Annotated in this window: 24 protein-coding genes and 1 tRNA gene; 14 read left to right on the forward strand and 11 right to left on the reverse strand. The window is 35.1% G+C overall.

All coding sequences use genetic code 11. The features are described 5' to 3' along the window. The first annotated feature begins 66 nt into the window (after positions 1 to 66). Together BMY56_RS04540 and BMY56_RS04545 are read left to right on the forward strand one after the other, a co-directional pair. On the forward strand, positions 67 to 1,383 hold the full coding sequence (locus BMY56_RS04540; protein ID WP_091620537.1) for a hydroxymethylglutaryl-CoA reductase, degradative: 1,317 nt from the start codon (positions 67 to 69) through the stop codon (positions 1,381 to 1,383). 10 nt (positions 1,384 to 1,393) lie between these two features. After that, the gene (locus BMY56_RS04545; RefSeq protein WP_091620539.1) at positions 1,394 to 2,305 is read left to right on the forward strand and encodes a GYDIA family GHMP kinase; all 912 of its coding nucleotides are present in this window, start codon (positions 1,394 to 1,396) and stop codon (positions 2,303 to 2,305) included. A 53-nt stretch (positions 2,306 to 2,358) separates the two neighbouring features. On the opposite strand, the gene BMY56_RS04550 is transcribed toward BMY56_RS04545, so the two are convergent. The 7 genes from BMY56_RS04550 to BMY56_RS04580 all read right to left on the reverse strand — a co-directional run bounded on the left by BMY56_RS04550 (position 2,359) and on the right by BMY56_RS04580 (position 10,111). Then, a complete protein-coding gene (locus tag BMY56_RS04550) occupies positions 2,359 to 4,476 on the reverse strand; it encodes a peptidylprolyl isomerase (protein ID WP_091620542.1) in 2,118 nt (705 codons plus the stop codon). Positions 4,477 to 4,586: 110 nt separating this feature from the next. Next, positions 4,587 to 5,873: a hemolysin family protein gene (locus BMY56_RS04555; protein WP_091620545.1), complete on the reverse strand. Its 1,287-nt coding sequence runs from the start codon at positions 5,871 to 5,873 to the stop codon at positions 4,587 to 4,589. Beyond that, positions 5,873 to 6,082, reverse strand: a complete 210-nt coding sequence (locus tag BMY56_RS04560) for a hypothetical protein (RefSeq protein ID WP_091620548.1) — start codon at positions 6,080 to 6,082, stop codon at positions 5,873 to 5,875. The genes BMY56_RS04555 and BMY56_RS04560 overlap by 1 nt, the downstream gene beginning before the upstream one ends. Next, positions 6,075 to 6,677 (reverse strand): LPS export ABC transporter periplasmic protein LptC, encoded by a 603-nt coding sequence (gene lptC / locus BMY56_RS04565; protein ID WP_091620553.1) that lies wholly within the window; start codon positions 6,675 to 6,677, stop codon positions 6,075 to 6,077. The genes BMY56_RS04560 and lptC overlap by 8 nt, the downstream gene beginning before the upstream one ends. A gap of 5 nt (positions 6,678 to 6,682) precedes the next feature. After that, on the reverse strand, positions 6,683 to 8,056 hold the full coding sequence (locus BMY56_RS04570) for a hypothetical protein (RefSeq protein ID WP_177170919.1): 1,374 nt from the start codon (positions 8,054 to 8,056) through the stop codon (positions 6,683 to 6,685). Positions 8,057 to 8,095: 39 nt separating this feature from the next. Further along, positions 8,096 to 9,382, reverse strand: a complete 1,287-nt coding sequence (locus tag BMY56_RS04575) for a BamG family beta-barrel-assembly machinery protein (RefSeq protein WP_091620555.1) — start codon at positions 9,380 to 9,382, stop codon at positions 8,096 to 8,098. Beyond that, the gene (locus BMY56_RS04580; protein ID WP_091620558.1) at positions 9,383 to 10,111 is read right to left on the reverse strand and encodes a type III pantothenate kinase; all 729 of its coding nucleotides are present in this window, start codon (positions 10,109 to 10,111) and stop codon (positions 9,383 to 9,385) included. A gap of 100 nt (positions 10,112 to 10,211) precedes the next feature. Here BMY56_RS04580 and BMY56_RS04585 point away from each other — a divergent pair. The 3 genes from BMY56_RS04585 to BMY56_RS04595 all read left to right on the forward strand — a co-directional run bounded on the left by BMY56_RS04585 (position 10,212) and on the right by BMY56_RS04595 (position 12,603). Continuing rightward, a tRNA-Phe gene (locus BMY56_RS04585) sits at positions 10,212 to 10,284 on the forward strand. A 73-nt stretch (positions 10,285 to 10,357) separates the two neighbouring features. After that, positions 10,358 to 11,329, forward strand: coding sequence for a phosphotransferase (locus BMY56_RS04590; RefSeq protein ID WP_245737137.1), 972 nt, complete (start codon positions 10,358 to 10,360; stop codon positions 11,327 to 11,329). Then, positions 11,326 to 12,603, forward strand: a complete 1,278-nt coding sequence (locus tag BMY56_RS04595; protein ID WP_091620564.1) for an ADP-ribosylglycohydrolase family protein — start codon at positions 11,326 to 11,328, stop codon at positions 12,601 to 12,603. The genes BMY56_RS04590 and BMY56_RS04595 overlap by 4 nt, the downstream gene beginning before the upstream one ends. A gap of 2 nt (positions 12,604 to 12,605) precedes the next feature. Here the strand turns inward: BMY56_RS04595 and BMY56_RS04600 are convergent, their stop codons facing one another. Further along, positions 12,606 to 14,189 (reverse strand): glycoside hydrolase family 32 protein, encoded by a 1,584-nt coding sequence (locus BMY56_RS04600; protein WP_091621790.1) that lies wholly within the window; start codon positions 14,187 to 14,189, stop codon positions 12,606 to 12,608. 49 nt (positions 14,190 to 14,238) lie between these two features. On the opposite strand from BMY56_RS04600, the gene BMY56_RS04605 reads away from it, so the two are divergent. From BMY56_RS04605 to BMY56_RS04620, 4 genes are read left to right on the forward strand one after another with little or no spacing between them, the layout of a single operon-like run. Beyond that, on the forward strand, positions 14,239 to 14,751 hold the full coding sequence (locus tag BMY56_RS04605; RefSeq protein ID WP_245737138.1) for a rhodanese-like domain-containing protein: 513 nt from the start codon (positions 14,239 to 14,241) through the stop codon (positions 14,749 to 14,751). A gap of 30 nt (positions 14,752 to 14,781) precedes the next feature. Beyond that, complete coding sequence (locus BMY56_RS04610; RefSeq protein WP_245737164.1) at positions 14,782 to 15,453, forward strand: TIGR04282 family arsenosugar biosynthesis glycosyltransferase; 672 nt, start codon at positions 14,782 to 14,784, stop codon at positions 15,451 to 15,453. Beyond that, entirely contained in the window at positions 15,450 to 16,265 is an 816-nt protein-coding gene (locus tag BMY56_RS04615; RefSeq protein WP_091620570.1) for a purine-nucleoside phosphorylase, read from the forward strand. The genes BMY56_RS04610 and BMY56_RS04615 overlap by 4 nt, the downstream gene beginning before the upstream one ends. 44 nt (positions 16,266 to 16,309) lie before the next feature. Next, positions 16,310 to 17,014: a TIGR04283 family arsenosugar biosynthesis glycosyltransferase gene (locus BMY56_RS04620; RefSeq protein WP_091620572.1), complete on the forward strand. Its 705-nt coding sequence runs from the start codon at positions 16,310 to 16,312 to the stop codon at positions 17,012 to 17,014. A 3-nt stretch (positions 17,015 to 17,017) separates the two neighbouring features. Here BMY56_RS04620 and BMY56_RS04625 read toward each other — a convergent pair whose 3' ends face one another. The 3 genes from BMY56_RS04625 to BMY56_RS04635 all read right to left on the reverse strand — a co-directional run bounded on the left by BMY56_RS04625 (position 17,018) and on the right by BMY56_RS04635 (position 19,953). Then, positions 17,018 to 18,043, reverse strand: a complete 1,026-nt coding sequence (locus BMY56_RS04625) for an N-acetylmuramoyl-L-alanine amidase family protein (protein WP_091620575.1) — start codon at positions 18,041 to 18,043, stop codon at positions 17,018 to 17,020. A 62-nt stretch (positions 18,044 to 18,105) separates the two neighbouring features. Next, complete coding sequence (locus BMY56_RS04630; protein WP_091620578.1) at positions 18,106 to 19,113, reverse strand: glycoside hydrolase family 113; 1,008 nt, start codon at positions 19,111 to 19,113, stop codon at positions 18,106 to 18,108. Between the two features lie 129 nt (positions 19,114 to 19,242). Continuing rightward, on the reverse strand, positions 19,243 to 19,953 hold the full coding sequence (locus BMY56_RS04635; RefSeq protein WP_091620580.1) for a DUF547 domain-containing protein: 711 nt from the start codon (positions 19,951 to 19,953) through the stop codon (positions 19,243 to 19,245). Between the two features lie 230 nt (positions 19,954 to 20,183). Here BMY56_RS04635 and BMY56_RS04640 point away from each other — a divergent pair, with 230 nt between their 5' ends. From BMY56_RS04640 to BMY56_RS04660, 5 genes are all read left to right on the forward strand, one after another. Continuing rightward, a complete protein-coding gene (locus BMY56_RS04640) occupies positions 20,184 to 21,530 on the forward strand; it encodes an NAD(P)/FAD-dependent oxidoreductase (protein ID WP_091620582.1) in 1,347 nt (448 codons plus the stop codon). An 11-nt stretch (positions 21,531 to 21,541) separates the two neighbouring features. Then, the gene (locus BMY56_RS04645; RefSeq protein ID WP_091620585.1) at positions 21,542 to 23,122 is read left to right on the forward strand and encodes a 4Fe-4S binding protein; all 1,581 of its coding nucleotides are present in this window, start codon (positions 21,542 to 21,544) and stop codon (positions 23,120 to 23,122) included. Between the two features lie 202 nt (positions 23,123 to 23,324). Beyond that, entirely contained in the window at positions 23,325 to 23,816 is a 492-nt protein-coding gene (locus tag BMY56_RS04650; RefSeq protein ID WP_091620587.1) for a toxin-antitoxin system YwqK family antitoxin, read from the forward strand. Next, positions 23,816 to 24,505, forward strand: coding sequence for a glycosyltransferase family 2 protein (locus BMY56_RS04655; protein ID WP_091620590.1), 690 nt, complete (start codon positions 23,816 to 23,818; stop codon positions 24,503 to 24,505). Before BMY56_RS04650 ends, BMY56_RS04655 begins: the two co-directional genes overlap by 1 nt. A gap of 1 nt (position 24,506) precedes the next feature. After that, entirely contained in the window at positions 24,507 to 25,991 is a 1,485-nt protein-coding gene (locus BMY56_RS04660) for a cellulose synthase family protein (protein ID WP_091620593.1), read from the forward strand. Positions 25,992 to 26,529: the final 538 nt, after the last annotated feature.

Genomic DNA, 26,529 nt, shown 5'->3' on the forward strand with positions numbered 1-26,529 from the left:
AAATACAAGGCCTTTTATATAAATGCCGTATAGTTATATCAACCTTTAGAAGAAAGTTATACCTAAATGACTGAGCCGATTAGTGGTTTTTCCAAACTTACGAAAGAAGAGAAAATAGATTGGGTAACCTCCCATTACACACAAAACAAAGAACAATCAATAAATATTCTGCAAACCTATTGGAACCAGAATTCCAATATTCAGCGGTTGCATGATGAATTTATAGAAAATACCCTCACCAATTTATACCTGCCATTAGGTATTGCTCCAAATTTTTTAATTAACGGCAACCTCTACGCGATACCTATGGCGATTGAAGAAAGTTCTGTTATTGCGGCAGCAAGCAAATCAGCTAAGTTTTGGCTAAAAAGAGGTGGGTTCAAAACTGAAGTTTTGGGTACAGAAAAAGTAGGTCAAGTACACTTTTTATTTAAAGGAAGCTTTGAAAAGCTTAGTAGTTTTTTTACTTATTTAAAACCGAAATTATTTAGTGAAAGCGCTTCACTTACCATTAGTATGGAAAAAAGAGGTGGTGGTATCAGTGATATCGTTTTAAAAAATAAGACAGCTGCACTAAAAAACTATTATCAACTACATGCTACCTTTCAGACAAAGAACGCCATGGGGGCAAACTTCATAAATAGTTGTTTAGAGCAATTTGCGGCAACTCTGAAAAAAGAAGCTGTTTCTTACCATGGTTTTTCTGAAAAGGAAAAGAATGTTGAAATAATCATGAGTATTTTGTCTAACTATGTTCCTAATTGTACAGTACGTGCTCAAGTTAGTTGCCCTGTAGAAGAGCTAAACTTAAGTTCAGACTTATCTCCACAACATACGGCAGAAAAAATAATACAAGCCATTAAAATAGCCCAGATTGAACCTTACCGTGCGGTTACACACAACAAGGGTATCATGAACGGAATCGATGCCGTTGTTTTGGCGACCGGTAATGACTTTAGGGCCGTGGAAGCAGGTGTTCATGCCTATGCATGCAGAAATGGCCAATATAGCAGTCTAACACATGCTGAAATTGACAATGGCATTTTTAAATTTTGGATAGAACTACCCCTGGCATTAGGAACAGTAGGCGGACTAACCAACCTACACCCACTGGTTCAGTTAAATTTAGAAATACTTCAAAATCCTTCAGCAGAAGAACTCATGCAAATTATTGCGGTTGCAGGGCTTGCCCAGAATTTTGCAGCAGTTAGCTCATTGATAACAACAGGTATTCAAAAAGGTCATATGAAAATGCACCTATTAAACATCTTAAATCAACTTGGAGCATCAGACATTGAAAAAGGGAAGTTAGTCACCCATTTTAAAACGAATACCATTACTCATCACGAAGTTGAACTACAGTTGAATGCATTAAGGAACTAAGTATTTCGAGATGATGAAAGAACTCTATAGCAATGGAAAATTACTACTCACTGCAGAGTACGCCATTTTAGATGGCGCTAAAGGTTTGGCCTTACCTACCAAATTCGGACAGTCTTTGAAATTAGAAACATCTAACTCAAAAGCACTCTTATGGAAGAGTTTAGATTATAATGGCACTATATGGTTTAGCGCTCAATTCTCTAAAATTGATATAAAAACCATTCATACTTCAGATGCTGATATTTCTCAAAGATTAGCACAAATTTTATTAAAAGCAAAACAATTAAATCCTGCCTTTTTATCAAGAAAAACCGATTATAATTCAATAGAAGCAAGACTTAATTTTCCTAGAGATTGGGGCCTTGGCACTTCATCTACCTTAATCACTAATATCGCACAATGGGCAAATGTAAACCCTTATCAATTATTAGCAGCGACCTTTGGTGGAAGTGGTTATGATATTGCTTGTGCTCAACACAATACCCCTATTCTATACCAAAGAAATGAGTACACACCAATAGTAAGTGAAGTTCCTTTTCACCCCAACTTTTCTGACCAACTCTACTTTGTTTATCTCAACCAAAAGAAAAATAGTCGTGAAGCTATTAACAGTTATAGAAATTTAGATTTTGATAAAACTGCTTTAATCTCAAAAATTGATACTATTACAGACAAAATTTTAACATGTCTTGATTTAAAAGAATTTGCTGCACTCTTAAATAAACATGAAGCAATTATATCGGAAACTCTAAAAATACCTACTATAAAAGATATCCTATTTTCAGATTATTCGGGTACTATTAAAAGCTTAGGAGCATGGGGAGGCGACTTTGTTTTAGTTACAGGAACAGCATCTGAAATGAATTACTTTAAAGACAAAGGGTATTCAATTATTCTGCCCTACAAAGAAATGATACTATAAAAAAAAGAACACCCAAAATGGATGCTCTTTTTTATAAATATCATAACATTCTACTAGTAAAAAGTAGCTCTATTATCTTCAATTTTCGCAGCGTCTTTTAATGCGTTATATACTGAAGTATTCACACGACTTGCAGCACTAGTCTTTAATTGATTTGCGTAAACACTGTAATTATCCAGTTGTGGAGCTTCTGTTTTCTTAACGATTTCGATTTTGAAAATCCCGGTATTCCCTTCAATCAATCCTGAAGTCGCTCCTTCAGCCATACCGTAAGCTGTACCTACAACAACTGGTTCGCTACCTGCACCAGGTATAGTTGGTGACTTTACCGTAAGTGCTGAGGCATTAGAAATAGAAACGCTATTATCTGAAGCAATAGTACTCATGTCTTTCCCCTTATTAGCTGCAATAATTTTGGCTGCCTTACGCTCTTTTCTAATTATAGGTAAAACTAATACAGACGCATCTTCTGCGCTCATAACACCTTCTGCATAACTACCTGTCAATTGAACAACCGCATAACCATTGTTGATATTGAAACGTTTAACATCGCCAACTTCAGTATCTCCATTGAAAGCCCACTGAACAATATTTCTCTGATTAGTTAAACCAGGAAGGTTTTCATCCAAAGCTTTGATTTTATTCACAGGTCGTACAACAAATTCTTCTTTTTTAGCTATTGCCGAAAAAGCACTTTCATCATCAGTAGTTTCCATTTCAAATTTTGTCGCCTTTGTAAACAATGTGTTTATTGTCTGCTCGGATGCAACAATTTCTCTAGCAATAGTAGCTATCTGAACTACATCTTCCTTATCATCAACTTTAATTATATGGAATCCGAAATCAGTTTCCACCAAACCGATAGCACCTATATTATTATTAAATGCAAAATCATTGAATTCAGGAACCATAACTCCTCTTTGGAAATACCCTAAATCACCACCTTGTGGTGCTGAAGGACCATCTGAATTATCTCTTGCCAATTCTGAAAATACAACTCCAGATTTTTTTGCTTCCTTAAGTAATTCTTTAGCTTTTGCTTCTGCCTCTTCTTTAGTTCTGTTTACATCAGGATTAGCTCTAGTTGCACCTGTGTATGCTAAAAGAATATGACTTGCTTTTACAGATCCATTGGGCTTTCTAGCAATCATTTTTGAAATCTTATAAGAACCACCGTCTTTATAAGGACCATAAATTTGACCTACATTCAAGCTCATTAAAGTATCTGCAACACTAGCAGGTAAATCTTTCTTAGCCCTAAATACAGTATCAAACTTCGTATCTGAGTTTCTATCCAAAAAGGCTGAAATATCTTTCGTGTTTCTGAAACCTCTTATAGTATCGTTACGATCTGTTTGAGAGTTATACTCTATAGTGTCATCTAAAAGTTTTGTAATAGCATCTTTAATCTCATTTTCATCTGCTTCAGATGGCTTTTCTTCAAAATACACATATTGTAAATCTCTAGCTGGGTCTTGCTTATATTCCTCTTTATGATCATTAACATAATCAGCAATCTCACTTTTAGTTACCGTTATTGTACTATCTGGAATTGAAGAGTAAGGTATTCTTACATATTTAATATCCATTTTCTCGTTTGCCAACTTATAATCTAGCTCACCTTCTTTTAAAGTGGCACCAACACCAGCCTTTACCATATTAAAGTAAGTCTGTTCTTTAGCCAATTGAATGATTTCGTTTTCCGTTTGCAACCAAGCTTCATATTGTGCTGGGTTATTAACTTTCCAATCTGCTACTGTTTGCTTAAAGATATTAGGATCGAACTGACCATTTTGGTTTTGAAACTCAGGATTTTGTGCATATCCTGTAGTACGAAGAAAATCAACAATCTGATCTTGCTCAATACCGATACCTAAATCTTGAAATTGCTCTCCTAAAACATTCTTTCTAATTGTGTTCTCCCAAACTTGGTTAACAACCTGCATAGATGAAGCTGTTGGGCCAACTCTTCTTGACGCTGTCTCTACCTCTTGTCTAAACTCATCTATGGATATATCCACACCATTAATTTCCGCAATGGACGAACCTACTTTTTCACCTCCAAAATTGCTACTGGTAAAAACACCTGAAATAACAAATGCAAAAAGCGCTAAACCTATAATCAAGATCAACACTGTTGTACGTTTTCTTATATTTTCTAATACTGCCATTCTAATTAACGTTTAAAATAATCGTTTGTGGTTATTGGGAGGCAAAACTACCATTTTTAATTGAAATAATAAAAACTAAAAAGACACCTAATTTATTGGTCGATGCACTGCTATTGTTCTTCTAAAAGTTCGATAGAAACCAAATCAATTTTTGTGTTCGAAACCTCTAAAACAATAAACTTGTAAGGCTCTATGGTTAACTCTACTTCTTTTTCTGGTATTTCCCCTAAGGTATGTACCAAAAGACCTCCTAACGTTTCAAATTCATCTGAAACAGGAAGCTCTAGCTTGTAATTTTCATTTATATAATCTACCTCTAAACGAGCAGAAAAAAGGAAATGACGCTCATCCACACGTTCTTCACGCAAATCGGTAGTATCATGTTCATCTTCAATTTCACCGAAAAGCTCCTCTACAATATCTTCAACGGTAACTAAACCAGAGGTACCGCCATACTCATCTAAGACTACCGCTATACTTTTTCGCTTCTTCATTAAAGTATTCAGTATATCTTGAATGAGCATGGTTTCTGGTACGAACTCAACAGGAAGTAGAATACTTTTTAAAGTCTTGGGCTTTTTGAAAAGCTCATAAGAATGTACATATCCAATGACGTTGTCTACCGTATCATTGTAAATTAATATTTTCGAATATCCGGTTTCAGTGAAAATTTTAGCAAGATTTTTGGGAGTCTCATGCATTTCAACAGCCACAATCTCAGTTCTAGGAACCATAACTTCACGAGCCTTAACAGCTGCAAATTCTAAAGCATTCTGAAAAAATTGAATTTCTGTATCTACATCGTCTTCCGCTTCTACAGTTTCCATCTGCTCAGTAATATAATCACCGAGTTCTAATTTGCTAAATGCTAATTGCACTTCATCACCTGAAGTGCGAAAAATATATTTTAAGATTAAATCTGAAATCCAGATTATGAAATCTGAAATAAATGAAAATAATAAGTAGAAAATAAACGCTGGAATTGCTAATAATTTCAATAAGCTATTAGCATAAATCTGAAACATTACTTTCGGCAAAAACTCTGCCGTTATCAAAATAATAAAAGTGGAAATCAAAGTTTGAGTTAAAAGATTGAAATCTGTAATTAAAATCTTTAAGAAAGTATTTTCAGGGGTCATGCCCGTAAACCAATTCATGAGAATTTCTCCCATAAAAAGACCATAAATAACTAAAGCTATATTGTTGCCAATTAGCATAGTTGCAATAAACTTCGATGGTTTTTTGGTTAGCCTAGTGAGCACCATTGCTAAAAAGCCACCTTGCTTTTTCTCAATTTCGATATGTATTTTATTTGCAGAAATAAATGCAATCTCCATTCCTGAGAAAAATGCCGAAAAAACTAATGAAAGTATAATGATAATACCAGCTGTACCCACTATTCTTTAGTATTATTATCTCGCTTACGCTGTTCAAACTTTTTTCTATAGCTTCTTCTAAACAAAAACATTCCAATAGAAACTACAGCAAAAAATATGAACAAATATGCCATACTTCGGTCCGTATTCCAATCGGTAATAATTCTAAAAATAGAAAAACCCGCTACTAAAATATATAGGTATTCAGTATACCTCAAAATATTAATCATCCTTTTCTTCTTTTATCAACATTAGACCATAGGTTTTATGTGCATTCAAAAACTGAAGGTCCTTTTGAATATCCATACCCTCCCCATCCATCACCGTACCATCATCTGGGTTGGTAAATGTAAACTTCTCTTGCGTAAATGCCCATTCATTTGCACGATCATAATACAATTGAGAAGTCTCTAACTTTTTACCATCATCTCCTTTTATAACTACATTTCCACGCAAATCTACAATAGAAGTTGCAGAATACAACACTCCGTAATCTGCTTCTATTGTTGTTTTTTCATTTTTTTCATTAAATACTTCCACTAATAATCCCTCTGGAAAGGTTTGATATGGAAATGAAAGCTGATCGAAATCATTACGGATAGGACCTGATAAAATTGCAAGAACTTTAGAAGTACCCTCATCTTCAGAGTCTAATTTTTCAGGGGACTCAGTATATGTAAGTACAAAATCTTCAACAACACCTCTAGGATAGATTTTTTTAGCAGCCTCATCACCCACTCTTTTATAATTATCCGTACAAGATAAAAAAAGCATTGCCATGGTACATACCATGGCAATGCCTCTATAATTGAAAATTTGTATCATTTTTACTATAACGATGGAACCTTTACACTACCACCTGCCCAACAAGAGAAGGTCACAGTTTTGCCGGCCATTCCAGAACTAAAGATCATTTCTTTAGTTGGTGCCTTAGCTTGGTAACTATTTGTTGCTTGACTTGCAGAACCACTTAAAGAAGGATCCACTCTACCTGCTTGTCTAGCCATATCTGCAGCTTTCCAATAGATTGCTCTTTTCTCAAATGTGGTACTACCACAATCATTTGCACTTGTTGCGTATAAGTTGGCAATTAATAAATAAGCACGGCCATTAGATGGGTTCGCATCTATAGCTTTCTGAGCGTAGCTACGTGCTGTAGACTTACTACCCTTTCTCTTGTTTATCACAGCAACCTTATAAGCTATCTTAGATCTCTTATCACTATTGGTTTCTAAAGATAAAGCTTTATCAAAATCGGCAAGCGCACCTGCAGTATCGCCATTTTTCATTTTCAAAGTACCACCGTATACATATGCATCAGCAGAAGGATCTAGTTTTAATTGAGCTTCAAATAATTTCTGAAACATTGGGTCGTCAGTACATTCTTTGTTGAACATAAGACCTACCGCTCGTTTCACCCAAACAACATCTCCTTTTTTCTCTTCAAAACTCTTCTCATATAAAGGAATCAAGTTACTACAATCTGCTAAAGGACCTAATTTAGAATCGATACTACCAGCAATTTTACCGTAAACCTCAGAATATGAGTTATAAGACTTTAAACGAGACTTCTCTTTAGATGTCAACGTACCAGCTTCTTCCTTTGGTAATAACTTAGAAATTTTACCTGTTATTTGTTCGTTTTCTAATTCAATCTTCTCTGTTACAGCGTCATAAACATCAAAAACTTCTTGCAAATCTTTTCTACCAGCCTTATGCTCATCAACCAAAGTAGAAAAATAGATGTATAATGCTTTCGGATTTGTAAAATTTTCTTGATCCTTTGTAAAAGCCTCGTTCATCATTTTATACATCTCTGCATCATCGGCCATTTTATTATCATACTTCACTAATGCTTTATCGACCATGGTTTCTGCCATACTGGTCTTTGAAGCAAAATATTTCATTTTATTATCATAAAGACCCATCAAGTCATTTGCGAATTTTTCTTTATCAGCACCTGTAGCTTTCTCCAATTTATCATTTAGAATACGTTCTCCATATACATAAATTGCATTGTTTAATTGAGGGCAAGTTTCATAAACCATTTTCCATGGCTCATAAGCAGCATCATAATTTTTAACTTTTGCATGTTCAGAAAAGATAGACAGATTCGTCATACATTCAGGGTTTTGCGCCTGTGCATTACTTACCCCCATCATCCCAAGGAACATTATTGCCGTGAAGTAAAGTTTCGATTTCATTTTTTCTCTTTTTAAAGTGGTTAAAATACTAAATTTTTATTAATTGATTTTTCTTTTCTGGAACCAACGATCGTTCAATGAAAGTCCAACATTTATTTTGAAATAACTTTCTTCTATTAAATTCGCCCTAGTTGTTCCTCTTCTTCCAAATTCAAATCCTAAATTAAGATTAGAGAAACTTCTACCCAGTGGTAAGCCTAATCCAAAAGTTATGCCAAAGTTATTAATATCAACATCATTGACTATCATTCCGGTCTTATCTAAACGCAAACCTGCCCTGTAAGTTACTCGTTTTAAGTAACTTGTGAAAGAATCATAATCAGGCGTAATAAAAGCACCTAAAGCAATTGAACTTGCATCATTATACTGTACACTATCTGCCCCAAGAAAAACATTTTCAAAGGAACTCATTGCTTGTAAACTATATTCAGCACCTACAAACCATTTATAATCCTCACCATAACCAAGACCTAAAGTGGTAGTCGTAGGTATTTTTAATTCTGTGTATTTTAAATTTTGGGCATCTAAATTAACTTCAATTTCTTCAATATCACCCCCTGTAGCTACAGAAAATGAGCCTATTTGCCTATCGTTCGTAGACACCAAATTACCCTGAGTGTTTACACGTATAGATGAATGCAGCCTATATCTATCTTTTATTACAGGTGAATAATTTAAGGCATAATTGAAATCGAAACCATTTACCCTAGAACTACGTCTGTCGAATGTTCCAAATTGAATACCATCAATTTGTTGTAGCCGCGCATTTTCTAAAATACCATAGTTAAAATTAACAGTAGCCCCAATACTTACATCTTTTAAAACCTCATAACCAACGGAATAAAAAACACGATTTAAACCACCTTCACCAGTATAAATATTCGTCAACGAACCGCTTGCATTAGTTTGTTCATTTACTAGATTATACCCAACAGAAGAATAAGGCATAATACCAAACCCCATTCCTAAACCTTTACCTAGACTAAACCCCAAAGCCAAATAATCTAAACTAGTTATTGAACTTTTCTCTTCCTCTGTAAAACTTTTAAGTCGATATTGTTTATTGGAAACCCCGGCAGTATAGGTAACAAGCCCTTCTTTATCCATTACCTCTAAACCTAACTTACCGTAAGCAGCAGGGTTTTTTAAGTTTAGATGGATACTATCTGCATAAACGCCTATACCTCCCATCATTTGATTTTCTACCGTACTGGCATTCTTTAAATCACCGATTCCAAAAAAAGAATAGGGAGAAACAGTACCATCTTGAGCGTACATACCAAAAGTGAATATGTATACAATTGCAATTACAATTTTTCTGATCATTTAGTGCTTGTTGTATTCTAGCAAATAATTAAGCCCTTTCAGGAGAAATTTAGAATCCGCAAATATGGTATTTTTTAATCGTTTAGACAAAAATAGTGCATCACCCCCTGTTAAAATAATTGTTAAATCTTCAAAACGACTCTTATATAGGTTAATGACGCCGTCAATTTCGAGAGTTACACCATTTACAACCCCACTATGTATACAGTTTTCGGTAGTATTCCCAATATAATCTAAAATCTCTTTTTTCTCCAATAAAGGCAGCTTGGCCGTTTGATTATGCATAGCATTATATCTCATTTGCACTCCTGGAGATATTGCACCACCTAAATATTCATCAAAATCATTCAACATATCATAGGTAATACATGTTCCTGCATCTATTATTAAATTATTTTGGTGCGGATTAAAATAAAAAGCGGCCGTTGCAAGAGCCAAACGATCAACACCAAGAGTTTGAGGAGATGCGTAAGAGTTCTTAAATGGTACTTTTGAGGCATTCGAAAGCTCATGCACCTCGCAAAAAACAGCCAGAACGTTCATTTGTTCCTTAGAAAGTGCCCCAACACTAGAAATAATTGCAGATTGAATTTTCGGATAACTTTTGAAAATTATCTTTAAGGCCGTTACAAAATCAGAGGTAGCAACAGACTCTAAATGAATGATTTCCGTCTTTTTAAATATCGCCAACTTTACACTAGTATTGCCGGCATCAATGATTAAATTCATGTTACAAAGATTATAAATTAAAAAAACAATTCGCTTTTTTTATGAATTAGTTTGTAAATCCTAAAATTGAAATTATATTTGCAGCCGCTTATAGCGACATGGTGCCTTAGCTCAGTTGGTAGAGCAATGGACTGAAAATCCATGTGTCCCTGGTTCGATTCCTGGAGGCACCACAATAAATCCTTACTTAACGGTAAGGATTTTTTTGTTTTAATACCTATCTTCAATTGCTATAAACCTAACGATTTGATACAAATTAGCGAAGTCATCTCTTTTAATTCTTTAGAAAACTATCTAACCTCAAAAAGCTGGATAAAAAAAGAAGAACCAATCACCAAAATCACCAAGGCTGGTGAAGGCAATATGAATGTAGTACTTCGTATAACTACTAGTTCACGCTCAATAATTATAAAACAATCTAGACCATTCGTTCAGAAATACCAAAATATACCGGCCCCAATAGAAAGAATTGTAGTCGAAAATTCTTTTTATGAAGCTTTAGGTAGCGAAACTGTCAAAGAAAACATTCCCACCATAATAGGTTTCGACCCTGAATCTTACATTTTAGCGATGGAGGATTTAGGTGATTGTGATGATATGAGTTTTATTTATCACGAACGCACTATCAATACTGAACATTTTAAAAAACTAATTACCATACTCCATCAAATTCACAATACTGCGACTCAAAACGATTTTCCTGCCAATATGAAAATGAGAGAGCTTAACCACCAGCATATTTTTGTTCTACCTTTTCTTACGGATAACGGTTTCTCCTTAGACGATATTCAAATAGGGCTACAAGAACTATCGATGCCTTTTAAAGAAAATGAAGACCTTAAAAAGCAGGTATCTCTAATTGGTGAAAAATATTTATCGAAAGGAAATACGCTTTTGCATGGAGATTACTATCCAGGTAGTTGGATGTCGAAAAATGACCATCTTTATATTATTGACCCAGAATTTGGGTTTATTGGTTTTCCCGAATTTGATCTTGGGGTAATGGCAGCGCACTTAATAATGGCTACTAACGACACCTCTTATATCGAAAAAATCGAAAAAACATATCCTAGCGTTTTAGATTCAAAACTATTAAAAAAAATTACGGGCATTGAAATTATGCGAAGATTAATAGGTTTGGCACAATTACCCTTAAGCAGAACACTAGTCGAAAAAGAACAGTTATTACTCATGAGCAAAAACATGATACTATCATGAAATATGTATATCTCCTTATCTTAGTTTGTATTGTTGGATGCAAAAATGAAAATGAAAAATTTGATATTCCCTCTCCAACCAACAGCACGTATAGTAGTGAAAAATTACAATTAGCAGATTCTGTTTATTACGACAAAGTTTTAGGTGCACTGGTAGGTTCGGCAATTGGTGATGCCATGGGAGCTTCTACAGAGATGTGGCACAGAAAGGATATTCAGCTTAGTTATGGATATATAAATGGATTAACACCTGCAGTACGAGAACAATCTCCCGAAGGAACATGGGAGCATAATTTAATATCTGGAGCAACAACTGATGATACCCGTTGGAAAAGCTTGATGGTACATTATTTTAAAGCCAATAACAACAACATAAGCCCAGATAATTTCGTACAGTACATCATCGAATATTACACCAGCCTAACAAAGGCATTAGCTAATAAAGATATTCAAACAAGTACGGATGCCCTTGACTCACAAATTGAAAAAATAGATTGGATAAAGGAATGGGCCAGAGTGGCAATGGCCTACAAAAAAGACAACAAAGCATATTTGCAAGCCCTAAACCGATTCTATGGTGGTGAAATGTCGTGCGCCGGACAATTATACACCCCAATGATTGGACTCATATCTAAATCTCCACTAGATGCTTACCAAAAAGCGTATGACTTAAGTCTTTTTGATATTGGCTACGCCAAAGATATTTCAGCATTGGTTTCAACCATGACGCATATGGCATTGCGAACGGAAGATTTAGACTCGATAATGAACGCTTCAAAATTCATAGATCCTATTGGGTATGCAGATAGTAGATTAGTAGGTCGTATACCTACGGTAATTTTAGATGGTACACAAAAAAACGTTCGACGCATAAACCAACTTGTTTTAATTGATTCTCTAATTCTAAAAGATTCTCTGATATTTAAAATACCCAATGGATTTATTGGCTCAAAAAAAGATTGGGTACGTCAAGAAATGCTTTATCAAATATTAGAAAAGGATAAGCGCGGCATTGCATTTCATTCCGCAGAAATTTGGCAAATATTAGTTACGGGCCTTGAATTTGGAAAAGGTGATTTTGTGAAAACGATGCAATTTATTATCAACTATGGTCGTGATAACGACACCGTTGCAGCAGTAGCTGGTATGATTTTAGGTGCGAAATTAGGCTACAAAGCACTTCCTGAAGAATTGCGAGAAAAGGTACTTAAAGTCAATAAGGAAAATTTAGGCATAGACCTAGAAACTTTGGCAAAAGAGATGACGCAACAATAGATTTAATCCCAAATACGCTGCATCCTGCGCTCACTAAAATCGTTTATTTTCAATTCACCAATTGAATTATTCTCAAGGGTCAAAGCGGTATAGAACTCATTTGGAAATATTTGATTTGTCATTACATACTGTCCTCCGTTAATAAAAAGCTCTATAGAAGAATGATCTAAAAATATTCTTACCTCAACAGCTGATTCAGGTAAATTGGACATATCCATATTTTGTATACCCCCAGCGAATTTTTCGCTAAAATCGGTTTTACCTGATTTATCTCGTTTAAAAATTACCATTTTGTTTTTTCTGTCAATTCCTATTTCCAAGCTATCACCAACTTCGTTACTGAAATACATTTTCATCTGAGGATTCTTAACAGTGAATCTAATTTCAGATTGATTATCATATTTCAACGGAATCACTTTCTTCTGATTATCCATTAACTGAAATTGAGTTACTGAATTAACTTCATCTTCTACTCCTTTCATATTGTCTAAGGGATAATTCATCAAGAAAACCTCATCTTCAATTTCACGTAATGTTAATTTTCTAGGTACCGTCATAGCACTTCGCCATTTTTCGGTTGGCGTATCTCTCGCATAATCCCAGTTACTCATCCACCCAATAAATATTCTTTCATTGTTCGGGGTATTGTTATAGGTAACTCCTGCATAATTATCTCTTCCTAAATCTATCCAACGAGATTCCGTTTGATCTGTTGTAAATGTTGCTCCATCAAAATCACCAATAAAATACTGTGTACCACTACCTCCGTTGGGCGCACCTGGGTTAATACTTATTAAAAGCACCCATTTCTCTTCATCAGTACCTTCAATTTTTAAAGGAAATAAATCAGGACATTCCCATACGCCACCATGAGCTCCTTTGTCTTTTCCAAACTCACTTACTTTTTTCCATTCCTTTAAATTTGGCGAGTTCCATATCTGCAAATGGTCTCCCGCTACTAAAAGCATTGTCCAATTTTTCTCTATATCGTTCCAAAAAACTTTAGGATCCCGAAAATCTTTTATCCCATCATTACCGATTACGGGGTTACCTTCATACTTCGTCCAACTATCACCCTCATCTAAACTGTAAGCAATTCCTTGAGTTTGAAAATCCTTTTTACCAGACTGTTCTCCTTCCATATCATGATACGTGAAAATTGCCACCATTGCCGGCTTTTCTATTGTACCGAAACCAGATGTATTCTCTTTATCGATTACCGCGCTACCCGAAAAGATTAAACCGTGTTTATCCGGAAATAACGCTATGGGTTTGTGCTCCCACTTCACCAAGTCTTCACTAATTGCATGGCCCCAATGCATAGGGCCCCAAACTGTGCTGTCTGGATAATACTGATAGAACAAATGATATTTTCCATTACTATAAACAAGTCCGTTCGGGTCATTCATCCATTTTTCTTCTGGGGTAAAATGAAACTGCGACCGATACAATTCCGTATAATAATCAGATGGTTCTGGTTCTGTCGTGTTTTCTTGAGTTTTCACATCCTGTTTACAGCTAAAACTGAACATCATAAGCATGACAAGCACTGATTTAAAAAATACTTTTTGCAAAACTTTAACCATAAACCCGTATTTAAAATTATATACCTTGGAAACTAAAAATAGTACCTTTATGGCCATGAAGTTAATCAAATATCTGCAGGTTTTTAGTTTACTTTACCTTATGTTCTTTTCAAACGTTGTAGTTGGGCAAGATGATATTGATCGCGCTTTAAAAACCTGGAACAAAGAAAGTATACCCTATATCTATCCTGAAAGTTTATCTATGTCAGATTCAATTCTTTTTTTAGATACTCGAGAAAAGGAAGAGTATGATGTTAGCCATTTAAAAAATGCTATTTGGGTAGGTTATAAAGATTTTGACGAACAAAAAATTCTTGAAATTATCCCTAACACTTCTCAACCCATTATAGTTTATTGCTCTATTGGAGTGCGTTCAGAAAATATTGGAGAAAAGTTGAAGAAGCTTGGATACACCAAAATACTTAATTTACATGGTGGTATTTTTGAATGGAAAAATAAAGGTGGCGAAGTATTTAACGACAAAGAAATAGCGACCGATAGTGTTCATGCATTTAGCAAGCATTGGGGTAAGCTTTTACATGAAGGAATAAAGGTTTATTAGTTAGTACAAACAATAAAATTTACATTGGGAATAATACAAGACAACAAAGCTGAGCGAGATGAAAAGGTAATTGATTTTACACTGGCAAGCTCTAATAATTTACTGTTGATTTTTACAAGAAATCCTGAGTTGGGTAAAGGGAAAAGACGGTTGGCGGATACGGTTGGCGACGAGTCGGCATTGAAAATTTATCAATTTCTCCTTAATCATACTGTTAAAATCACCTGTAATTTATACGCAGAAAAGATCGTATATTACTCTGAAGAGATTTGGGAGAATGACATTTGGGACAATAAACGTTTTGGAAAGAAACTACAAACAGGTATCAATTTGGGTGCTCGTATGGCCAATGCTTTTCAAGAAGGATTTCAAAACGAATTTCAAAAAATCATCATTATTGGTAGCGATATGTTCGATTTATCACAGGAAGATATAGAACAAGCATTTAAGGCACTCGAATCTAATGATTTTGTAGTTGGGCCAGCAGAAGATGGTGGCTATTATTTACTTGGAATGAAAAATTACATGCCAGAACTTTTTAATAACAAAGATTGGGGCACCGAAACGGTTTTAAAGGATACCCTTGCCCACCTAAAAGACAAGAAAATTGCTCTTTTAGAAACAAGAAACGACGTAGATTATTACGAGGATATAAAGGATATTGAAGCTTTTCAACCCTTTTTAAAACATATAAATTCATGATTAAAGAACAATTATTAGAATCTGTAGCATACCTTAACAACAAAGGTTTTGACCAACCTGAAATAGGAATCGTTTTAGGAACTGGATTAGGGAAATTGGTAAATAGCATCGAAGACCCTATAGATGCCCATTACAACCATATTCCATTTTTTCCTCTAGCAACCGTAGAATTTCATACGGGCAAATTGGTATATGGCACCATTTCTGGTAAGAAAGTAGTGGTTATGCAAGGTCGCTTTCATTTATATGAAGGATATGATTTTTTAGATGTTACATACCCAATACGGGTTATGCACATGTTGGGCATTACCAAACTTTTCATTTCAAATGCAGCAGGTGCCGTTAACCTAAACTTCAAAAAAGGTGATATGATGTTGATCGAAGATCACATTAATCTGCAAGGTGGTTCGCCATTGGCATTTAAGAATGTAGGTGAGTATGGAGAGCGTTTCGCAGACATGTCTGAACCTTACGATTTAGACATGCGTAATAAATTATTAGCAATAGCCAAAGCGAACGACATTTCATTAAAAACTGGAGTCTATGCTTCGGTCGTAGGCCCTCAACTTGAAACGAAGGCAGAATATAAAATGATTAAATTATTAGGCGCAGATGCCGTTGGCATGAGTACCGTACCAGAAGTGATCGTAGCCAACCATTTATCATTACCGATTGTAGCTGTTTCAGTTTTAACCGACGAATGTGACCCAGATAATCTTAAGCCTGTAGACATAAGTGAAATTATTGCTATAGCTGAAAAAACTGAACCTAAAATGGTGAAATTGTTTCAAGAATTAATAAAACAACTGTAAACTAGGTTATCATTTTGCTACCATAAGAAAGCAAAAAGTTATTTATGAGTAGTTACCAGCCCACAATTAGTATTATTATTCCCGTATTGAACGAGGCGAATTATATTAAGAAGGTTCTTTTGTCCATTTCAAAAAATGCAGGTTCTAATCGCATTAAAGAAATACTGGTTGTTGATGGTGGCAGCAGTGACGAAACACCTTCTAATGCTCGTAATTATGGTGCTACCGTAATTAGCAGCAAAAAAGGAAGGGCCGCTCAAATGAATGTTGGTGCCGCAATAGCAACCGGAGAAATTCTTTATTTTTTACATGTAGATTCCATACCTCCAAAGCACTTTGACTTGGCTGTATTTCAAGCTTTAATAGAAGGTTATGAAGTAGGTTGTTTTCAAATGCGCTTTAATAGTGATAGTAATTTTTTGAAATTTTTTGCTTGGTGCACCAAAATCAACCATCAGATTTGTCGTGGCGGAGACCAATCGCTATTTATCACCAATAAGCTATTTCATGAAAATAACGGCTTTAATGAAAACTATATCATTTATGAGGATAACGAATTTATAGGCCGAATGTATAAATTAAAACCTTTCAAGATTATACCTGCAGTTGTAACAACTTCTGCTAGGCGATATGAGGAACGTGGAATGGTAATGTTACAATGGCATTTTGCAATGATTCATTTAAAGCATTATTTAGGGGCTAGACCTAATGACTTACATCAATATTATTTAAAATATATCGCTAGATAAGTTTTACTCCTCCTCAAAATCTAACAGCACGCCTTCACTAATCCATTTTGCCAACGCTTGACGATTATCGGGATCGACGATTCTAACTTGATCCTTAGCATTCCTGATATTTCCAATCTCAATAAATGTCATTGCAGGGTGCGTTTTCTTAACCAAATAAAGCGAGGTTCTATCTTCGAAAGTACCTGCATAACTTCTATTAGGTTGATATTTTTTATACTTGGCATCGAAAGTAGTATGAATACTTTCTGCCAACTTTTTACCATTCTTACTATTTTCATGATAATAGAAAAACACATCTATATTTTGCCCCACACTTCTACTATCAACATGTGTAACAATTAAACGCTGGTACTTACCCTTATTCGACTTGTAAAGGTCATTAACGATTTCTACTCGCTGTTTTAATCTTGCTACTTGGTTTAAGGGAATTGTTTTATTTGGATAGGCAACTTCATCATGGTCAATTTCAAGAACACGCTCATCTCTAATGCCGTCGTTTTCATCTTGTATAATAATGTAGACCATTGCTCCATGAGCTAATAATTCTTTCGCTAATCGTAATGTAATATCATACGCATATTCATCTTCCGATATGGTTTTACCGGCATAAACACCCATTGCACCAGGATCAGGACCACCATGACCAGAAACCAAATAATACACATTACCTTTCAGTCGTTCACTTTTGGCTATTACCGTCTTATGCTTATCACCGAAAATAGCAAAAGTAGCACTCTCTAACTTTTTAACATCAGTAGATTGTTTTTGTATCGAGTCTACAATTAGCACTGTTTCTAATTCGAACTTCGGAATCACATAGGTTTTACCTGCGATAAGATGCACACTATCTCTTAAATCGTGATTATTTAAGGCTACGAATTCATCAAAAATTTCATACGGATTAACCCCTTGCTTTCTTAAAAGGGAAAGAATACCATCGCCAGGTTCGGCCGTTACTGTTTTCAACGATTCTTGACCAATTGTGGCTTGCGTAATAAATACCAATAAAATTAAATACCTAAACATATGACAAGGGAAACAAAGTTTGTGCCATCTTTCGAAACAACTAACGGCCTGCAAAATTGAAACTATTCACCGTACTTTTTATAATTATCGCTGATTATTTTTAACGATGGTTTATTCTGAGGTGTAAATCTGTTGTCATTTACACCACCGGCCGTACCATGGTTTGGAAACCATTTCCAAACATAACCACCTGCAAACCATTTTTCTCCCCAAAACTCGGAGAAAATAGCTTCTTTACAATTCGCTTGAGACACCATATTAGGCCTTTCTTCGGTACGGTCTACAAGCCAGGGTTTCTTAGCAGAATAGTCCATACTTCTATATCCATATTCCGTGAAAAGAATTGGCTTTTGAGTTTGATTTGACAACGCTGAAATCTTAGATTTCCAAGGTTGCCAACCAGCTACTAGCTCCTTAACTGATGGTGTTTTTGATTCTGATAACGGAAAATAGGCATCTACACCTATATAATCTAGTTGCTCCCAAAAGGGTACTCGGTCAAACTCATCCCAGTTCGCTGCATAGGTAAGTTTCCCATTATATACTTGCCGTATTTCAGAAATTAATCCATTCCAATACGCTGGTCTATTCTGAACAAATTGTTCTAATTCGGTACCAATACAAAACACATCAACTTTACTATCCTCCGCTAATTGAGCGAAAGTCATGATAAATTCACAGTATGATTCTTCTAATTGCTTCCAATGGTCTTCGCTATCCATTTTTAGGACTCCCGTAAAAACGCCTTTAGAAATCCAGATTTGTGGCTTCATCATTACCGAAAGACCATTTTCATGTAGCATTTCTATATATTGTTTTGCTCCGCTCTTCGTTTCACCAAACCATTGTCGTTCGGTATTGAATGTGATTTGCGGATTATTCACTTCTCTGATGAATCCAAAAGGCATTACCGCAGCACTATTTGCATTTATCTGCACTATAGCTTCCACTTGCTCTTGAACCACCTTTTCTCTTGAAGCAACAAAACTAACCCCATTAATTTTCTTATTTACCTGACTAAAACATGAAAACTGAATGGCGAATAAAAATAAAAGACTTATTTTTTTCATTTTAAAATTCCTTAACCCCCTAAAATTATACTATTCACAGCATGTTGCAATAGTCTACACACATAACTATTTGTTAAGAAATACCAGTTAATGGTTAACAATCCATTGCTAATGCAAGAAGAAATTTAACTATTTGGAATTTAAGGTCCAATCGTAAGGGTAATAGCCCAGTTCGGCAGAAGCTGGTATTTTTGAAGTTTTAAAATTATTGATGAACGTAACTACACCTCCTGCCCTTTCGAAATCATCTTTATACCATTCAAAGATTTGCGAAACATTGACTTTATTACCTTCGACCCTAATAAAACTAGGATTGTTAATTGCTAAAACTGTTTGTCGTTGTAATTGAGTTTCTAACTTTTTAGGAATATATGCTTCATTTATTATTGGTGGACAGCCTATACCCGCACAAACCAATACAAAATGAAATCGTGGTTCTTTTGGAAATTTTGCCCGTAACAATTCATTTTCAATACCATTTAAAGTTATAATATTACCCCCCACATCGTAGTGCATCTTATCAAAAAATCCGTCTATATCTAACGGAGATTTTAAAGGGTAATTATCTACAATACCTTTTATGACCAATAAATTGTACGTATTGATCCAAAATGCTTGATATTCATTTGACTTCTCTTCAATAACATTTATATTCTTGGCCATATGCACAAGAATATTTAACTTGGAAGGTTGCTCAACTATTGCCTTGTAATCAACCCTACCATTAGATACATAGTTTTTAAAGAACGTATCTGTAGCGTTAAAAAAGACATCTGGCTGTTGTGCCTTTGCTATTAATATTCCGAAGAAAAAAACGAGTAATGCTATTTTATATTTCATTTCTATAAATTTCAATTCCCTACTGGTAAGTCGCAATGTAATATCGAAACCAACATTATACTATTATTCATGCTAATTTACAGTTTCACATACGCAGTTAACGCTTCCTAGGTTTCAATTGATCAGAAGAACTTAAAGTGTCTTAGACTAATTCTAAATTACCCTGTTTCAAAAACCTCTTGTAAAGTAACTATCTTTAGTTGCGACTAATTTTTTTAACTAACCACAATATGGAGCACATCGTAATTATTGGTAACGGAATATCTGGGGTTACTTTAGCCAGACATATACGTAAGCTATCAGATAATAAAATCACCATTATTTCTGCAGAAAGCGATTATTTTTTCTCCCGTACCGCATTAATGTATGTTTACATGGGCCACATGAAATTTGAACATACTCAGCCATATGAAAATTGGTTTTGGAAAAAAAACAGAATAGATTTAGTGAATGGCTTTGTAGAAAAAGTTGCAACTGATTCAAAAAAGCTAACCCTAAAAGATGGCTCTACCATTACTTATGATAAGTTGGTAATTGCAACAGGATCAAAACCGAATAAATTTGGTTGGCCAGGTCAAGATTTAAAAGGTGTTCAAGGACTATATTCAAAACAAGACCTAGAATTACTTGAAAAAAATGCTCCCAATAATGAGGTTTGTAACCGAGCTGTTATTGTTGGTGGTGGACTCATTGGTATTGAAATGGCAGAAATGCTTCGTTCTCGAAAAATACCGGTAACCTTTCTTGTGCGCGAAAAAAGTTTTTGGAACGGAGTCTTGCCAGAAGGCGAATCAGCTATGATTAACGAGCACATTTTAGAACATCATATCGATTTACGTTTAGACACCAATCTTAAAGAGATACTATCTGACGAAACCGGAAGGGCTAGAGCTATAGTTACCGATAAAGGTGACACTATAGAATGTAATGTTGTAGGGTTAACCGCTGGTGTCACCCCTAATATTGATTTTCTAAAAGAATCTGGTATCGCATTAGGAAGAGGTGTAAAAGTCAATCGATTTTTAGAAACCAGCGCGGAAGATGTTTATGCCATTGGTGACTGTGCTGAACAGCACGAAGGCATAGGCAGTAGAAGACCTATTGAAGCGGTGTGGTACACTGGTCGTATGATGGGGGAAGCTTTAGCCCAAACCCTATGTGACAATCCTAGAAAATACAACCCCGGACACTGGTTTAATTCTGCAAAGTTTTTAGATATAGAATACCAAACGTATGGTTGGGTATTTAGCGAACGAAGCAAAGAAGACCACGAGTATCATTTTCACTGGAGGCACGCAAAAGAAAAAATTTGTATCACCATTGCATATCATATAGACACTATGAAATTTTTAGGCATCAATACCTTCGGTATTCGTATGAGACATGAGATTTTTGACCAATGGCTTACTGCGAATAAAGATATAGACCACGTAATGACCTACCTCAAAGATGCAAATTTCGACCCTGAGTTTTACAAACTATACGAGGCAGAAATAGTAAACAAATACAATGCGGACTTTAAAAAAAATATACGACTAGAAAAGAAAAGTTGGAAACGAATTTTTAGCAAAGCTTAACGAACAAAAAAATGAAAGTACTTCAACATATAGGAATAATTATTTTTTTGGTAGGTCTAAGCACATTTGCTGCCTTACCACTTCTTGGAACGTTTAAAGTGGACAAAAACATCGTTCAAGAAATAGTTTCAGACAATTCAATTAAAAGTGAGTTATTCATTCAAGATTTAGAAACCAAAATACAAGGTAAAAAGTTTAATGGTGTTCAGAGCTTATCTCCAATAATTGTTTCTGCCTTAGATAATGCGAATGCTACACACAGAAAAAATAAAGAGTATAAAAAAATTATTTATACAAAAGGTAGAGATATGGCAGGGTCTATTGCCAAAAAATCTGGAGTAGGCTTTATTGCAGAAAACAAAGGATTAATGTGGTTTTTAACCTTTGGATTAGGCATTATCGGCGCCCTCCTCTTTATTGTTCCCCAAGTAGTTCTTTTGGGCCCTAAAGGAATTAAGAATGACGGCATCTATCATCAGAGCTCGACCAATAGAGGTTGGATCGCTTGGCTGGTCTTTATCTTCTTGGTTTCATTTTACTTGATCTTATATTTCCGCCCAGAGTATGCAACCAACTGGACCTACTTAGTAGATCCTATCAGTGAAAGTTTAAGCGGCAACCTAGCCGGTCATTGGTTCGTATATGGCTTTATGTATTGTGTTGTCATGTCGGTAATGGCCGTACGTATGTACATTAAATATCGCCATAACATTTACCAAGTAGTAAGAACTACATCTGTATTGTTCTTTCAGATTGTATTCGCCTTTCTAATTCCAGAAATTATGGTGCGTTTACAAATGCCTTACTATGATTTTAAAAATGCTTTCCCCTTAGATTATGACTTCTTTTTTCAATGGAATTTAAAAACACTTTTAAATAGTGGTGGTATCGGTATTTTCATCCTTTTTTGGGGGGTGGTTTTAACCTTGGTCATCGTTCCTGTAATGGTATATTTCTTTGGAAAAAGATGGTACTGTTCTTGGGTTTGCGGTTGTGGCGGTCTAGCAGAAACATTAGGTGATCCTTATAGGCAACATTCAGATAAATCACTCTTCGCATGGAAAGTAGAACGTTGGTTGATTCACGGAGTACTTCTTTTTGCCGTTTTAATGACAGGTATGACACTTTATAGTTTCTTCTCAGAAACGGGTACTGTTTTAGGTATTAAGACCCAAAGTGTACAAAATGTATATAGCCTAGCAATAGGATCTATTTTTGCAGGGGTTATTGGTACCGGTTTTTATCCAATTTTCGGTAATAGGGTATGGTGTAGGTTTGGTTGTCCTCTAGCTGCTTATTTAGGATTTGTACAACGATTTAAATCGCGCTTTAGAATTACCACAAATGGTGGCCAATGTATTTCATGTGGTAATTGTTCTACCTATTGCGAACAAGGTATCGATGTTAGGGCTTATGCCCAAAAGGGTGAAAATATAGTTCGTTCTAGCTGCGTAGGTTGCGGTGTATGTTCTGCTGTTTGCCCTAGAGGAGTACTTAAATTAGAAAATGGTCCTGAAGAAGGCCGTATCAATCCTACAGAAGTTTTATTAGGCAACGATATAGACCTTATGGATTTGGTCAATAAAAAATAGATGCTCAAATGAAGTTGAGCAATTTCTAAAATCAGCATTAGTGATTTAAATCAATGATCATCGACAATAATCAATCTTAATTTAGATTACAAAAAAAGCATAAAAACGATAATCAACGGTACAAATTCACTATCAAAGTATTTTAACCGATCTTTGACAACCAAGTTTAGTCCAAATTTATTAATTGGTAAAATGATTGAACATGAAGCCCTTAATATTCGTTTACGCCATTCTAATCAGCTTTGTCTTTTTAGCTTTTACAAGTTCTGAAGACAAACGCTATGAACGCACCTTTTATGAAGATGGTACTTTGGCAAGCGAAGGGTGGATGCGTTTTAATGTAAAGACCGATTACTGGTCGTTTTATCATACGAATGGTAAAATAGCTGAGAAAGGCTTTTTTACTTATGGTAAGAAAGAAAAATATTGGTTTTTCTATGATGAAAATCGAATTCGTACTAAAGAAGGTAAGTATGTCAAAAATAAGCAGGAAGGCTGGTGGCTCTTTTATGATAAGAAAGGTCAAATAAATCATAAATGTCAACTGAAAAATGGAATTGAAAATGGTTATTGTTTGAAATATATAGATTCAAAAATGATATCTGCAGAGAAATATAGCAATGGTGCAAAGATTAAAGAATGGTCGACATTCAAAGATTTTACACATGAAAACAGTTTATCCGATTTACAATAATGGCCGATATAAAAGTAATTATTCCGGCTTTTAACGAAGCAAATTCTATTGCACATGTCATCAATGAACTACCAAAATCAGTTTCTGAGGTAATTGTTGTTAATAATAATTCCACCGATGATACGGTAAAAAATGCCGAAGCCGCTGGGGCTACCGTGCTTACAGAAACGAACAAAGGGTATGGGTATGCCTGTCTTCGTGGTTTAGAATATGTGGCATCGAAATCCAAACAGCCCGATATTATCGTATTTATCGATGGAGACTATTCTGATTATCCTGAAGAGCTGGATAAGGTCGTAGCTCCTATTTTAGAAGATGATATTGATTTTGTTGTTGGGGCCAGAAGAAAAAATTTGCGTGAAGAAGGGTCAATGACTCCGCAACAAGTGTTCGGCAACTGGTTAGCGACATTTCTAATGCGATTGTTTTTTGGCGCAAAGTTTACCGATTTAGGCCCTTTTAGAGCCATTAAGTACGAAAAGCTCAAAGAATTGAACATGGAAGACAAAACCTATGGTTGGACAGTGGAAATGCAATTGAAAATTCTAAAGAAAAAAATGACATATATCGAAGTACCAGTACGTTACAAACGAAGAATAGGTATCTCAAAAGTTTCAGGAACCGTAAAAGGTAGTATATTTGCAGGCATTAAAATTTTGGGGTGGATCTTCAAATACAGTATAAAATAATATGGAATTAGCACTAGCGTATTTTATCATAGCAATTTATAGTTTATCATTACTATTGATTTTCTTTTATAGCTTGGCGCAGCTAAATCTTTTATTCAACTATTTGTCTCAAAAAAGACAGAATCAAACAGCTCCTAAATTTAATCTTCTAGATCCAAAGGAAATTCCGTTCGTTACCATTCAACTTCCTGTTTTCAATGAGGAGTATGTAATGGACCGTTTATTAGAGAATATCGCCAAAATAGAATACCCAAAAAGCAAATTGGAAATTCAGGTGTTAGATGATTCTACCGATGATACCGTAATTGCTACTGCCGCCACCATTGCTAAATTGCAAGAGACCGGTTTAGATATTCAGCATATTCGCAGAACAGATAGATCCGGCTTTAAGGCAGGGGCATTAAAAGAAGGATTAAAAATAGCAAAGGGAGAATTCATCGCTATTTTTGATGCTGATTTTCTGCCAGCTTCAGATTGGTTGAAGAAAACCGTTATTTACTTTAAAGATGAAGAAATAGGAGTAGTACAAACCCGATGGGGCCATTTAAACCGTGACTATTCAACGTTAACAAAAATACAGGCGTTTGCCTTAGACGCCCACTTTACATTAGAACAAGTAGGTCGTAATAGCAAAGGACATTTCATTAACTTTAATGGTACTGCAGGTATCTGGCGTAAAGAATGTATCATTGACGCTGGTAACTGGGAAGGCGATACGCTAACGGAAGATCTAGACCTAAGTTACCGTGCACAATTAAAGAACTGGAAATTTAAATATCTAGAGGACGTGGAAACTCCTGCAGAGCTACCTGTAGTTATCAGTGCCGCACGTTCACAACAATTTCGATGGAATAAAGGTGGCGCAGAGAACTTTAGAAAAACCGTTTGGAGTGTTGTAAGAGCCAAGAACATACCCTTTAAAACCAAGTTTCATGGGGTTATGCATTTGCTGAACAGCTCTATGTTCTTATGTGTATTCTTAGTAGCTATATTAAGCATACCCTCTTTGTATATCAAAAACACCTATGGTCATTTAGACTGGGTTTTCTCTCTACTGAGTTTATTCGCAATAAGTACCATCATTTTATTTGTATGCTATTGGTTTACCTACAAGAGCATTCAAGGTAGCGGCTTTAACAACTTTGTAGATTACATAAGAATATTCTTTACATTTTTCTCGGTAGCCTTAGGTTTCTCTTTACACAACACTATTGCTGTAATAGAAGGCCACATGGGTAAGCGAAGTGAATTTGTTCGTACCCCAAAATTCAACATCAGTACGTTGAAGCAAAGTTGGAAAGGAAATAAGTACTTGGCTAAAAAATTATCCCCAAACATGATATTGGAATTCGCCCTAATGATTTATTTCATGTTCGGTATGTACAGCGCTATACCTTTAAATGATTTTGGATTGTTTCCTTTTCATTTTATGCTATTCTTAGGTTTTGGGTTTGTTTTCTTTAAATCACTGACCTCAAGGGCATAAAACCGTATTTATAAAATATTTAAAAAAGGGATGGTTGTTGGCTATTCCTTTTTTTTTACCAATTCTACAAAATTGTTTTAATTACAGGTAAAATAGGAATAGGGGTAGATGTTCTTATTTATGGCACATTTGAGAAAATTATATTTATGGACAAAATATTGAACATTTTGGAACTTAAAAAAAGTATGAAAATTAAGTTAGATGTTTGAATAGAAGTATGTAAAAGTGAATTATTAACCAAAATTTTCAAGAAAAATCCATTATCAGGGAATGCGCTCAAGAACTTGTGGCACTTTTAAATTTAAATGATGTATTCCTGAGTAAATGGAAGTTATGATATTATTTCAAGTAACTTTCAGTTCTATCGAAAGTTTGTAAATTACATTTCTATAGACTTCCACTTGTCAGCTGTTCAAACTGCATCAATACCTTTTCCTACTTCTCAAAATGACGAGTTATAAACTCTCTTTTTATTTCTTGAACAAAGTTAGATTGGCCAAAATCGCACCAAGGTAAAATTTGTTGCTTATTTGGCATT

The organism is Maribacter orientalis (genome assembly GCF_900109345.1).
Classification (GTDB): Bacteria; Bacteroidota; Bacteroidia; order Flavobacteriales; family Flavobacteriaceae; genus Maribacter; species Maribacter orientalis.

Excerpts from the sequence above, each read along its gene's own strand:
- BMY56_RS04540 (WP_091620537.1), top strand. The coding sequence starts at position 67 with ATGACTGAGCCGATTAGTGGTTTTTCCAAACTTACGAAAGAAGAGAAA.
- BMY56_RS04545 (WP_091620539.1), top strand. The coding sequence starts at position 1,394 with ATGATGAAAGAACTCTATAGCAATGGAAAATTACTACTCACTGCAGAG.
- BMY56_RS04550 (WP_091620542.1), bottom strand. The coding sequence starts at position 4,476 with ATGGCAGTATTAGAAAATATAAGAAAACGTACAACAGTGTTGATCTTG.
- BMY56_RS04560 (WP_091620548.1), bottom strand. The coding sequence starts at position 6,082 with ATGATTAATATTTTGAGGTATACTGAATACCTATATATTTTAGTAGCG.
- lptC (WP_091620553.1), bottom strand. The coding sequence starts at position 6,677 with ATGATACAAATTTTCAATTATAGAGGCATTGCCATGGTATGTACCATG.
- BMY56_RS04570 (WP_177170919.1), bottom strand. The coding sequence starts at position 8,056 with ATGAAATCGAAACTTTACTTCACGGCAATAATGTTCCTTGGGATGATG.
- BMY56_RS04575 (WP_091620555.1), bottom strand. The coding sequence starts at position 9,382 with ATGATCAGAAAAATTGTAATTGCAATTGTATACATATTCACTTTTGGT.
- BMY56_RS04580 (WP_091620558.1), bottom strand. The coding sequence starts at position 10,111 with ATGAATTTAATCATTGATGCCGGCAATACTAGTGTAAAGTTGGCGATA.
- BMY56_RS04595 (WP_091620564.1), top strand. The coding sequence starts at position 11,326 with ATGAAATATGTATATCTCCTTATCTTAGTTTGTATTGTTGGATGCAAA.
- BMY56_RS04600 (WP_091621790.1), bottom strand. The coding sequence starts at position 14,189 with ATGGTTAAAGTTTTGCAAAAAGTATTTTTTAAATCAGTGCTTGTCATG.
- BMY56_RS04605 (WP_245737138.1), top strand. The coding sequence starts at position 14,239 with ATGGCCATGAAGTTAATCAAATATCTGCAGGTTTTTAGTTTACTTTAC.
- BMY56_RS04615 (WP_091620570.1), top strand. The coding sequence starts at position 15,450 with ATGATTAAAGAACAATTATTAGAATCTGTAGCATACCTTAACAACAAA.
- BMY56_RS04620 (WP_091620572.1), top strand. The coding sequence starts at position 16,310 with ATGAGTAGTTACCAGCCCACAATTAGTATTATTATTCCCGTATTGAAC.
- BMY56_RS04625 (WP_091620575.1), bottom strand. The coding sequence starts at position 18,043 with ATGTTTAGGTATTTAATTTTATTGGTATTTATTACGCAAGCCACAATT.
- BMY56_RS04630 (WP_091620578.1), bottom strand. The coding sequence starts at position 19,113 with ATGAAAAAAATAAGTCTTTTATTTTTATTCGCCATTCAGTTTTCATGT.
- BMY56_RS04635 (WP_091620580.1), bottom strand. The coding sequence starts at position 19,953 with ATGAAATATAAAATAGCATTACTCGTTTTTTTCTTCGGAATATTAATA.
- BMY56_RS04640 (WP_091620582.1), top strand. The coding sequence starts at position 20,184 with ATGGAGCACATCGTAATTATTGGTAACGGAATATCTGGGGTTACTTTA.
- BMY56_RS04645 (WP_091620585.1), top strand. The coding sequence starts at position 21,542 with ATGAAAGTACTTCAACATATAGGAATAATTATTTTTTTGGTAGGTCTA.
- BMY56_RS04650 (WP_091620587.1), top strand. The coding sequence starts at position 23,325 with ATGAAGCCCTTAATATTCGTTTACGCCATTCTAATCAGCTTTGTCTTT.
- BMY56_RS04655 (WP_091620590.1), top strand. The coding sequence starts at position 23,816 with ATGGCCGATATAAAAGTAATTATTCCGGCTTTTAACGAAGCAAATTCT.
- BMY56_RS04660 (WP_091620593.1), top strand. The coding sequence starts at position 24,507 with ATGGAATTAGCACTAGCGTATTTTATCATAGCAATTTATAGTTTATCA.